The organism is Micromonospora tarensis (assembly GCF_016803395.1).
Taxonomy (GTDB): Bacteria; Actinomycetota; Actinomycetes; order Mycobacteriales; family Micromonosporaceae; genus Micromonospora; species Micromonospora tarensis.
On sequence record NZ_JAEVHL010000228.1, the window covers coordinates 1 to 10,648 of the forward strand.

A 10,648-nucleotide genomic window follows, 5' to 3' on the forward strand; every position below is an offset into this window, starting at 1 on the left:
CCGCGCGGGCGCGCTGGTCCCGCCGACCGATTTCGACACCGCTGGCTGGTACGGCGGCGGTCCGGCGCCCGGCGACACCGGCCCGGCGGTCCTCGCCGGCACCTGGACTCGCGGCGCGGCCCGGCGGTCTTCGCCCGGCTCGGCGAGTTGCGCCCCGGCGACCGGGTGGAGGTCTGGTACCGCGCATCAACGTCGACTCACCGCTCACCGTGCTGGGCCTGGACCGCGCGGGCGCGCTGGTCCCGCCGACCGATTTCGACACCGCTGGCTGGTACGGCGGCGGTCCGGCGCCCGGCGACACCGGCCCGGCGGTCCTCGCCGGGCACCTGGACTCGCGGCGCGGCCCGGCGGTCTTCGCCCGGCTCGGCGAGTTGCGCCCCGGCGACCGGGTGGAGGTCTGGCGCGGCGGGCAGCGGTTGTCGTTCCGGGTGACCGGGTCGCTGCGTACCCGTAAGGACAGCTTCCCGACCGCTGTGGTGTACGGTCCGACGCCCGGCGCGGAGCTGCGCCTGGTCACCTGCGGGGGTGACTTCGACCGACGCCGCGGGCACTACCGGGACAACGTCGTGGTGTTCGCCGTGGCCGAGACCCCCGAGCGGGTCCTACCGAAGCCCGCCGCCGGCTGAGCCCCACGCCCGGCCTGACCACCTACGGTGACATGCAAGGCGCGGCATCCGACGCTTGATCCACTCGACTTCACGAAGTCGCGGTATCCGGGCGCCCGGGAACCCGCGACTTCCATGAACCCGAGTTGATCAAGCCATCCGCGCGACGCGCGGGCGTGGGCGCGGACGGGGACGGACGGCGGGCGGCGTCAGAGGGGGCGGCGGCCGGCGAAGCCGCATTCGGCCCGGTGGTACCAGCGCACGTCGGAGTCGCCTTCCAGCCAGCACCACAGCACGGCCCGGCCGGCCCGCTCGCCGGGAAAGTCGAGCAGCACCGGCGCGATGCCCTTGACCTGGATGTCGTGCTGGTGCAGCTCGTCGACGACGGCGTGCAGGCGGGCCTCCAGCCCCTTCATCTCGGCCAGCCCGCCGAGCGCGCTCACCCCGTGGTCGGCCAGGTCGGCGCGCAACTCGGCCAGGTCGGCCCGCACCCGGATCAGCTCGTCGACGCGCGGTCGCAGGGTGGCCACCAGGTGCCGGGCCTGGGCGAGTGTGAACACCGGGCCAGTATGCGACACGCACGACCCCGCAGCGTGCCCGGCCGACCCGGCGCATCGCGCCGACACAACTCGACCCGACCCACCGGGCAAACCCGACGGGACCCACCCGGCGCACCCTGCGCGCGTTCCGGGCCCGCGGCGGTCCCCGAGCGGGGCTCAGTCGGCCTGGGCTGCCAGTTCGCGGGCGCGGTCCCGGGCGGCCTCCAGCGCGGCGAGCAGCGCCGCCCGCACGCCGTGCTTCTCCAACTCCCGGATCGCGGAGATGGTGGTGCCGGCCGGCGAGGTGACCGCTTCGCGCAGCTTGACCGGGTGCTCACCGGAGTCGCGCAGCATGACCGCCGAGCCGATCGCGGTCTGCACGATCAACTCGTGCGCCACCTGGCGCGGGAGCCCGAGCAGGATTCCTGCATCGATCATGGCCTCGACCAGCAGGTAGAAGTAGGCCGGGCCGGAGCCGGAGAGCGCGGTGACCGCGTCCTGCTGGGACTCGGGCACCCGGATCGTCTGGCCGAGCGGCTTGAACATCTCCTCGGCCAACGCGAGGTGCGCACCTGTCGCGTACGCGCCCGCCGAGATCGCGGTCATCGCCTCGTCGACGAGCGCCGGGGTGTTGGTCATCACCCGGACCACCGGCGTGCCCTCGGGCAGCCGGCGGCTGAAGAAGCTGGTGGGCAGGCCGGCGCAGAGCGAGATGACGAGCTTGTCGGCCGGCACCTTGGGGCCGATCTCGTCGAGCAGCCCGGCGGCGTCCTGCGGCTTCACCGAGACCGCGAGCACCGCCGCCTCGTCGACGGCGGTCAGGTTGTCGACCACCCGTACGCCGTAGCGGGCGGTCAACTCCTCGGCGCGGGCGGGCCGACGGGCGGTGGCCAGCAGCCGGTCCACCGGCCACCCGGAGCGCAGCAGCCCGGAGAGCATCAGCTCGCCGATCTTGCCCGCGCCGATCACCGCGACCGTGTGCACCTCGGCTGACATGTCGGCCCGTACCCCCTCGCGTTGGGTCGCGGCGCGGCGGACCCGCAGGCCCGCCGCGCCGCCGACGTTCGATCAGCTACCGAAGAAGACCTCGGCCTCGGCGTACCGCTCCAGCGGCACGGTCTTCAGCTCGCGGGTGGCCTCCGCGAGGGGCACCCGGACGATGTCGGTGCTCTGCATCGCGACCATCTTGCCCCAGTCGCCGTCGTTGACGGCGTCGATTGCCTGCAGGCCCAGGCGGGTGGCGAGCACCCGGTCGAAGGCGGTCGGGGTGCCACCGCGCTGGATGTGGCCCAGCACCACGGTGCGGGCCTCCTTGCCGGTCTTGGCCTCCAGCTGCTCGGCGAGCCACTGGCCGATGCCGCCGAGGCGGACGTGGCCGAACGAGTCGAGTTCCTGGTTGGCGAGGACCATCTGGCCGTCCAGCGGCTGGGCGCCCTCGGCGACCACCACGATCGGGGCGTACTGGTGCTGGAAGCGCTTCTCGACGTAGCCGGCCACCTGGTCGACGTCGAACTGGCGCTCGGGCAGCAGGATCACGTTGGCGCCGCCGGCCAGGCCGGCGTGCAGGGCGATCCAGCCGGCGTGCCGGCCCATGACCTCGACGACCAGGGTGCGGTGGTGGCTCTCCGCCGTGGTGTGCAGGCGGTCGATGGCCTCCATCGCGATGTTCACGGCGGTGTCGAAGCCGAAGGTGTAGTCGGTCGCGCCGAGGTCGTTGTCGATCGTCTTCGGCACGCCGACCACCTGCACGCCCAGCTCGTAGAGCTTGGTGGCCACGCCGAGGGTGTCCTCGCCGCCGATCGCGATCAGCGCGTCCACGCCCTGCTCGGCGAGGTTGTCCTTGATCCGCTCGACGCCGTTCTCGATCTTGAACGGGTTGGTCCGGGACGAGCCGAGGATGGTGCCGCCGCGGGGCAGGATGCCGCGCACGTCGGCGATGCCGAGCGGCCGGGACAGACCCTCGAGCGGGCCCTTCCAACCGTCCCGGAAGCCCACGAACTCGTGACCGTAAGTGGCGACGCCCTTGCGGACCACCGCCCGGATGACCGCGTTGAGACCCGGGCAGTCGCCGCCGCCGGTGAGCACGCCGATACGCATGATCCGCTCATCCTCCTGGAGCATCAGGTAAAGCCCGATATGCCCCAGGGTATGTGTCAGGTCAGACCATCGGCGCCGTTGCCGGCCCGGGGCGGGCCGTCACTGCGAACTGTAGTCGCCCCGCTGGTACGGCGACAGCGCGCCCCGGTCAGCCGCCCACCGGTCAATAGGACACCTCGTGGTTCTCGCCGGCCTGCGGCGGCCGGCCGGTGACCGCGGCCTTCGCGTAGCCGAACAGGTTGACCACAGTGCTGCTCGGCGAGTCCCAGTACTCGGCGGAGCTGGTGTGCACCTTGATCAGGGTGAGACCGGGGGTGTCCAGCCCGTCGGGGAACCATGCCTTGAGCAGTGGGCTCCACAGCTGCTCGGCCCGGGCCCGGTCGAAGCCCTCGGTGGCGGTGCCGGAGATCGACACCCAGGCGTGGTGCTTCTGATCGGAGAAGGCGATGTTGACCTCTGGGTTGACCCGGATCTGACGGACCTTGGCCGAGTCGGCGTGGGCGAAGAACCACAGGTCCCCGTCGAACTCGGCCTCCTGGAGCCCCATCGGTCGGCTGACCTGCCGTCCGTCCAGGGCAGTAGTGGTCAGCATGCAGATCCGCGCGGTCCGGGCCAGCTCGGTGACCCGGGCGCGTGCCTCCGTGGCGGTGGTCGGCTCGTTGCTCATCGCGCACTCTCCCTCGGCTCGGCTGGTCGAACCGATGCCCGGGACAGAACCGGTCAAACCTCCAGCGGCCCGGCCACCACTCAGCGGGCGGTCATGGCCCGCCACCGGGCCAGATTGTGCCGGGCGTCGACCAGCGCGTCGTGTCGGGCCGCGTCCGCGTCCGGCAGCGTCGGCCGGCCCCGGTCGTCCCAGAGTTGCCGCAGCTCCTTGGTGTAGCGGGGGATCTCGCGCGGCAGCGCCGGCATCGCACCCCAGAGCTGCGCGAGCACCACGTGGTCGTAGGCGGCGAACCAGGCCCACAGCTCCAGCTGCTCCCCCGGCCGTCCCGGATCGGCTCGACCAGGAAGTCGTACAGGTCGTCGCGGATGCGCGCACGCGAGCGCCAGGCCCGGTCCGCCGGGGAGGGCAGCTTGTCCAGCACGTTGCGCCGGACCCAGGGCACGGCGCGGGAGTCGTCGAACTCGGTGGAGACCGCGTAGAACTCGCGGCCGTACTCGTCGACGACACCGATCGAGACGAGGTCGACGGTCGTGCCGTCCTCGATGAACTCGCAGTCGTAGAAGTAGCGGTAGACCATTCCGGCCATCCTCGCCCACCGCCGCCCGGCGGTGCCCGGCGGGGCCGAGCCGAGGTGAACGGCGGGGCCAGGCCGAGGTGGGCGGTGAGCCGGACCGGCCCCTGGCGGAACCGTACGTCACGGCGCGTGACGGTCACGGAAGTGCTTCGAGGGGTGTACAGCAAGCGACCGGACCGTCATGATCTGATGTGTACCGCTACCGGACGCCGAATCGGTGTCAGTTCATCTTGTCGGGGCCCATCAGGTTCGCCCGGTGAGCGAGTTGTGGTCCATGACCGGGGGAGGGGTTGGGCCGTGGAGGTTCGCCTGCCAGAGCCGGGTGACGCGCTCACGGGCGTCGAGATGTTCGCCGGGCTGGAGCCCGAGGTTCGACAGCGTGTCATCGCCGCCGCCGTGCCGCGCACCTACCGCAAGGGCCAACTGCTCTTCGTGGAGAACGACCCCGGCGAGTCGCTGATCGTGCTGCGCCGCGGCGCGGTGGCCGTCTTCCGCACCGCGCCCACCGGCGAACGGGCCGTACTGTCGGTTATCCGTCCACCGGACGTGCTCGGCGAGGTCTCCCTGCTGGACGCGTCGACCCGGTCCGCCTCGGCGGAGGCCATCGAGGACTGCGCGGCGCTCGCGCTCTCGCGGGGCGCGTTCATGGAGTTGGTGCACTCCAACCCACGCATCCTGGACGCGGTGATGCGCTCGCTGGGCGGGCTGATCCGCCGGCTCACCGAACAGAACGCCGACCACGTCTTCCTCGACCTGCCCGGTCGGGTGGCCAAGACGCTGGTTCGGTTGGCCGGCGAGAGCCAGGCGCCGATGATCACGATCGAGCTCAACCAGAGCCAGCTGGCCGAGATGGCCGGTGGGTCCCGGCAGAGCGTCAACCAGGCGATCGGCTCGTTCGCGAGCCGCGGTTGGCTGCGCACCGAGGGCCGCCGCATCGTGGTGACCGACGTGGCCGCACTGCGCCGTCGCGCCGGCATGAACGACCGCTGACCGTACGACTCGGACGGCGCCGCCGCCGACCTCGAGTGTGGACGCCGGTCATCCGGCACCGGTCTGCCCTCCTCCCGCACGCACGGCTGCGCCGGCTGCCGATGGCAGCCGGCGTCACCGTTTGTCGCGGCTCAACGCGTCGGGTTCAGCGGGTCGGGCCCAGCCAGCGGGTCGCCCCCGGCCAGCGGGTCGCGCTCGCCTGGTAGCCGGGGCCGGCCCAGAAGCCCGGCCCAGCCCAGAAGCCCGGTCCGGCCCAGCCGCTCGTCGTCGTGGTGGTCGTCGTCGCCATGTCGTCTCCCTGGTCGAAGCGAGGTGCCTGTCTGCCGAGAACGCTATGGCGTCGAGCACTGGAACAAAATAGAACAAATCGACATGAATCACTGGCTGAAGAGTGGTTGTCGGCCTTCCCGCCGTATTGACAAGGTTGCCGCGCCCCCACCTGTTCGAGGACCCCTGCCGACATACCAGCAGCAGTGAGGAGCCACCGGTCATGTCACTACTCCGCGGCAATGTCGCCTTTCGTCGGTACTGGTCCGCGCGCCTGGTGTCGTACACCGGTGACCAGCTGGCCCGGACGGCCCTGCTGATCGCCGTCTACGACCGTCATGGCGGCGGCGCTGTCGCCCTGCTGCTCCTGGCGTCGACGGTGCCCCGGCTGCTCGGGCCGCTGCTCGGCGCCCTGGCCGACCGGTTCGACCAGCGCCGGCTGATGATCGGCTGCGACACCGTCCAGGCGCTGACGTACCTCGCCGTCGCGCTGCTCGCGCCGCCCCTGCCCGTGCTGCTGGCGCTGATCACCGCGGCCACCACCGCGGCCACCGCGTTCACGCCCGCCGGGCGCAGTCTGCTGCCCCGCCTGGTCGAGCGCGAGCAGCTACCGGCGGCGAACGCGCAACTCGCGACCGGCGTCAACATCGGGCTCGCGGCCGGACCGGCCGTCGGCGGCCTGCTGCTGGCCACCCTCGGCCTGACCACCACACTGCTCGTGGACGCCGCGACCTTCGTGCTCTCCGCGCTGCTGATCGGCGGGGTCCGTACGCTCTCGACGAGCGGGGCCACCCGCCGGCACGAGCCGCTGCACATCGTGCTGCGCGACGGGCTACGGGTGGTCCGGGGAGACAGCGTGGTACGCGCGGTCTCGGTCGGCTTCCTGGTGATGGTGATGTTCGCCGCACTGGACAATCTCGCCATCGTCCCGCTCGGGCGCGCCGAACTGGGTGCCAGCGAGGTGCTGATCGGTCTGCTGGGGACCGCCTACGGCGTCGGCATGGTGCTCGGTCCGATGTGTCTGGCGAGAACCGGCGTACACATCCGGATGGACCTGGTCCTCTACGGCGCGTTGCTCGCGCTCGGCGCCGGAACGCTTGTCACCGGCGTCAGCCCGGTGATCGCGTTCGCACTCGCCGGTCAGGCGGTGGCCGGGGTCGGCGCGGGCTGGCACAACGTCGCCGCGGACACCCTGATTCAGCAGAACGTGCCGGCCGACCGGCTGGGCGTGGTGTTCGGCACCGTCTACATGTTCCCGTACGCGGCGGAGGCGCTGGCCTACCTCGTCGGCGCGCCGCTCCTGGCGATGGTGGGGCCACGATGGGTGCTGGTCATCTCGGGGTTGGGCGTCCTGGCCACCCTGGGGCTGATCGCTGCCCTGCTCACCCGGGCCCTGGGGCTGCGGCTACCGACTCCGCAGGGGAGACTGCTGCCGACCAACGGATGAGGCGGCCCAACGGGTGTGGCCGGCGGACCGATGGCCCGCCGGCCACACCCGGCTGATCAGTCGCCCGTGCTGTCGGCCGGCGGCGCGCCCGGCCCCGGGCCGATCTTCTTCGGGTCCGTCGGCTTACCGGCCGTGGACGTGCTCGACGAGGTGGTCGTGGTCTCCCCCGACCCGCCCGACTGGCCCTCAGGCTCTTCCACCATGCCCTGCTCCTCCAGTTCGGCGAGAGTCACCGCGTCGACGTCGATCGTGTCGCCCGGAGCCCACAGCTTGCCTCCCGGATCGGTCCACGAGGCGGACAATCGCACCTGCACGGCACTCTCCCTGACATGAAACTTCCTGGTACGGAACACTAACCCCGTCCGATCGACGCCGTTGGCCGCCCGCACGTCGGGTACCCGACTGCCCGGCCGGGCGGGATACTGACTCTTTCGCCCACGGAGCTGACCATCGACCTCAAGTGTGGACACTGCGCACGCGCGGCCGGGCCGGACGACCGCTTCTGCGGTGGATGTGGCCAGCCGCTCACGGTCAGCTGTGCGCAGTGCGGCCACGCCAACAGCACCGAGGCGAACTTCTGCACCGGCTGCGGCCAACCACTGCGGGACCACGTCGTCGTCGTGCAGGAGGACCGACGTCAGGTCAGCGTGCTCTTCATCGACATCGTCGACTTCACCAGGTACGCGGAGCAGGCCGACCCGGAGCAGGCCCGCACTCTCCAGCATGCCTACTTCGCCACGGTGCGACGGATCGTGCACCAGTACGGCGGGGTGGTCGAGAAGTACATCGGCGACGCGGCGATGGCGCTGTTCGGCGCGCCGGTGGCCACCGACAACGACGCGCTGCGATGCGTCCGCGCCGGCCTGGAGCTGCAACGTAGTCTGGCCCGCCAGCCCGCCGGCCCGCAGCCGCCCCTCGGTTTCCGGGTCGGCATCGCGACCGGCGAGGCCCTGGTCGACCTGTCGGCCACCCGCGACGGTGGGCAGGCCTTCGTCACCGGCGACGTGGTCAACACGGCGTCCCGGTTGCAGGCGTTCGCCCCGTCGGGCGGTGTCGTCGTCGACGAGAGCACCTGGTCGGCCACCCGACACGAGATGGAGTACGCCGACCAACCACCGGTCACCCTGCGCGGCCGGTCCGCCGTCAGCCGGATCTGGCTGGCCGTCCAGGTGCGACCGCACCGGGACCCGGCCGGGGCCGAACTGACCCCGATGGTGGACCGGGAGCACGAGCGCGGTCTGCTGGTCAACGCGCTGCACCGGATGGTGACCGAGCGGACCTCCCAGTTGGTGACGGTGTTCGGCCCCGCCGGGGTGGGCAAGAGCCGGCTGCTGCGCGAGCTGGCCCGGCACGCCGGCAGCCTGCCCGGCCCGCCGATCACGTGGCTCGTCGGACAGTGCCCGCCGTTCGGCGAGAACGTCACCTGGGCCGCGCTGTCGGACATCGTGAAGACCTGGGTGGGCGTGCCGGAGGTCGACGACCCGACCACGCTGCGGGAGCGGCTGCGGGCCCGGCTGGGGCAGCTCGCCGACCCACACGCGACCCGACTGGCCGAGGCGCTCGGGCCGCTGATCGGCGTACCCGGCGAACGACTCACCCCCGGCGAGACCGAGGCCGCCTGGCGGCGGTTCCTGCTCTGCCTCGCCGGCACCGGACCGACCGTGCTGGTCTTCGAGGACATGCACTGGGCGGACCAGGCGATGCTCGCCTTCGTCGAGCAGTTGGGCGCGACGGCGCGTGGCGTGCCACTGCTGGTCGTCGCGACCGCCCGTCCGGAGCTGCGGGAACGGCATCCGGCGTGGACCGGCACGATCAGCGGCGCGATGTCCATCTCGGTGCCGCCGATGCACGACACCGACATCGACACGCTCTACTCGCTGCTGCTCGGGCAGGCGACGCTGCCCACCAGCGCGCGTACCCCGCTCATCGAGTTCGCCGACGGCAACCCGCTCTACGCGCAGGAGTACGCCCGGATGCTGCTCGACGGCGGCCTGCTCGACGCGGTCGGCTCGGCCGTTCGCCTCGACCCCGGTGGCGGCGCGGAGATGCCCCGCACGGTGCAGGCGGTCATCGCCAACCGGCTGGACCTGCTGGATCCGGCCGACCGGGCGGTGCTCCAGGCCGCCGCGGTGGTCGGCGTGCAGTTCTGGGCCGCGCCGGTGGCCACGGCGCTGGGACGGCCGGTGGAGTGGGTGGAGCGCGCGCTGGACCGCCTGCAACGTCGCGACCTGGTCTACGAGCAGAGCACGTCGACGATGCCGGGCCAGTCCGAGTACCGGTTCCGGCACATCCTGGTGCGGGACGTCTGCTACCAGCGGCTGCCCCGGGCCGAACGGGTGGTACGCCACCAACGCACCGCCGACTGGATGGCGCAGCTCACCGACGGCCGGCAGTACGACCTGGCCGAGGTGCTGGCCAACCACCGGTGGGCGGCACACGAGATCGCCCGGACCGTCGGGCTGGACACCGCCCCCTACGCCCCGGCGGCGCGGGCCGCGCTGCACCGGGCCGCCCGCCGGGCGTACGAGCTGCACGCGCTGGACACCGCCGCGGCGCTGGTGGGACGGGCGCTGGCCCTGGACGTCGGACCGGACCCGGCGCTGGAGCTGTTCGACGCCGAGCTGGCGTTCTACCGCGACGGTGACGCCTTCCTGGTGGCCGGAGGCACCGACACCCTCGCCCAGCTGGCCGACCGGCTCACCGCGGGTGGTGACCGGACGGGCGCGGCGCGCGCCTGGACGCTGCTCGCCACTGCGGCGTGGAGTCGCGCCGACCGCTCGGCCACACTGCACTGCCTCGACCAGGCGATCGGCATCTACAGCGAGCTGCCGGACAGCCAGGAGAAGGCGGGCGCCCTGCTGGAGTTGGCCCGGGTGCACATGCTGAACGCGGAGACCGATCCGGCCTGCGCGGCGGCCCGGGCGGCGGAGTCTCTCGCCGAGCGGCTCCAGCTACGTGAGGTCCAGGCCAACGCCCGGATCACCCTCGCCGTGGCGCGTTACCTGGCCGGCTCCGCCTCGGCGTACCCGGAGCTGGCCGAGGTGACCGAGCACTGCCGGGTGGAGCGGCTGACCAGCCGACGTCGGGCGGTGCAGAACCTGGCCTGGGCGTTGCAGGAGGAGGGCGACCTGGCCGGATCGGCCCAGTTGGTGGACGAACAGCTCACCCTCGACCTGGGCGGCGAGCACAGCCTCGCCACCAGCTTCGCGGACCAGTGGGCGCGGGCGTACTACGCGGGCGACTGGACGGCCGCGCTGGCGATGGCGGCGGAGTCGACCCGGCGGCCGACGGCGGAGTGGGACCTGCACATCGTGGCGGTCTCCGGCTGGATGCGCGGGCTGGCCGGCGCGACGCCGGACGAGCTGGCCGAGTCGGGCGCACCGGCGGGCCCGGACGAGGCGGCGCGGACCTGGTCGAGCGGGCGCTGGTGGCGGCGCGCCGCAGCGGGTTCCACCGGGTGCT

Annotated in this window: 10 protein-coding genes and 2 pseudogenes; 5 read left to right on the forward strand and 7 right to left on the reverse strand. The window is 72.5% G+C overall.

Annotated elements, in window-relative coordinates:
* Nucleotides 1-185: 185 nt before the first annotated feature.
* Nucleotides 186-626, forward strand: a complete 441-nt coding sequence (locus JM949_RS28885) for a sortase domain-containing protein (protein ID WP_309232368.1) — start codon at nucleotides 186-188, stop codon at nucleotides 624-626.
* A 188-nt stretch (nucleotides 627-814) separates the two neighbouring features.
* Here JM949_RS28885 and JM949_RS28890 read toward each other — a convergent pair whose 3' ends face one another.
* The 5 genes and pseudogenes from JM949_RS28890 to JM949_RS28910 form a co-directional block, all read right to left on the reverse strand.
* Entirely contained in the window at nucleotides 815-1,165 is a 351-nt protein-coding gene (locus JM949_RS28890) for a DUF2203 domain-containing protein (protein WP_203151335.1), read from the reverse strand.
* Between the two features lie 156 nt (nucleotides 1,166-1,321).
* A complete protein-coding gene (gene proC / locus JM949_RS28895) occupies nucleotides 1,322-2,140 on the reverse strand; it encodes a pyrroline-5-carboxylate reductase (protein WP_203151336.1) in 819 nt (272 codons plus the stop codon).
* 72 nt (nucleotides 2,141-2,212) lie between these two features.
* On the reverse strand, nucleotides 2,213-3,241 hold the full coding sequence (locus tag JM949_RS28900) for a 6-phosphofructokinase (protein ID WP_203151341.1): 1,029 nt from the start codon (nucleotides 3,239-3,241) through the stop codon (nucleotides 2,213-2,215).
* Between the two features lie 163 nt (nucleotides 3,242-3,404).
* Nucleotides 3,405-3,908, reverse strand: coding sequence for a pyridoxamine 5'-phosphate oxidase family protein (locus tag JM949_RS28905; protein WP_203151337.1), 504 nt, complete (start codon nucleotides 3,906-3,908; stop codon nucleotides 3,405-3,407).
* 80 nt (nucleotides 3,909-3,988) lie between these two features.
* A pseudogene (locus JM949_RS28910) lies at nucleotides 3,989-4,485 on the reverse strand (polyadenylate-specific 3'-exoribonuclease AS).
* 294 nt (nucleotides 4,486-4,779) lie between these two features.
* On the opposite strand from JM949_RS28910, the gene JM949_RS28915 reads away from it, so the two are divergent.
* Nucleotides 4,780-5,472: a Crp/Fnr family transcriptional regulator gene (locus JM949_RS28915; protein ID WP_030337710.1), complete on the forward strand. Its 693-nt coding sequence runs from the start codon at nucleotides 4,780-4,782 to the stop codon at nucleotides 5,470-5,472.
* A gap of 145 nt (nucleotides 5,473-5,617) precedes the next feature.
* On the opposite strand, the gene JM949_RS28920 is transcribed toward JM949_RS28915, so the two are convergent.
* Nucleotides 5,618-5,761 carry a hypothetical protein gene (locus tag JM949_RS28920; protein ID WP_203151338.1) on the reverse strand — a complete coding sequence of 48 codons (144 nt, stop codon included), beginning with the start codon at nucleotides 5,759-5,761 and terminating at the stop codon, nucleotides 5,618-5,620.
* 201 nt (nucleotides 5,762-5,962) lie between these two features.
* On the opposite strand from JM949_RS28920, the gene JM949_RS28925 reads away from it, so the two are divergent.
* A complete protein-coding gene (locus JM949_RS28925) occupies nucleotides 5,963-7,186 on the forward strand; it encodes an MFS transporter (RefSeq protein WP_203151339.1) in 1,224 nt (407 codons plus the stop codon).
* Between the two features lie 56 nt (nucleotides 7,187-7,242).
* On the opposite strand, the gene JM949_RS28930 is transcribed toward JM949_RS28925, so the two are convergent.
* Complete coding sequence (locus JM949_RS28930; RefSeq protein WP_203151340.1) at nucleotides 7,243-7,500, reverse strand: hypothetical protein; 258 nt, start codon at nucleotides 7,498-7,500, stop codon at nucleotides 7,243-7,245.
* Between the two features lie 135 nt (nucleotides 7,501-7,635).
* On the opposite strand from JM949_RS28930, the pseudogene JM949_RS39340 reads away from it, so the two are divergent.
* Nucleotides 7,636-7,719, forward strand: a pseudogene (locus tag JM949_RS39340) (hypothetical protein); the annotation flags it as partial.
* Nucleotides 7,720-7,806: 87 nt separating this feature from the next.
* A partial coding sequence (locus tag JM949_RS28940; protein WP_309232367.1) for an ATP-binding protein occupies nucleotides 7,807-10,648 on the forward strand: 2,842 nt, incomplete at its 3' end.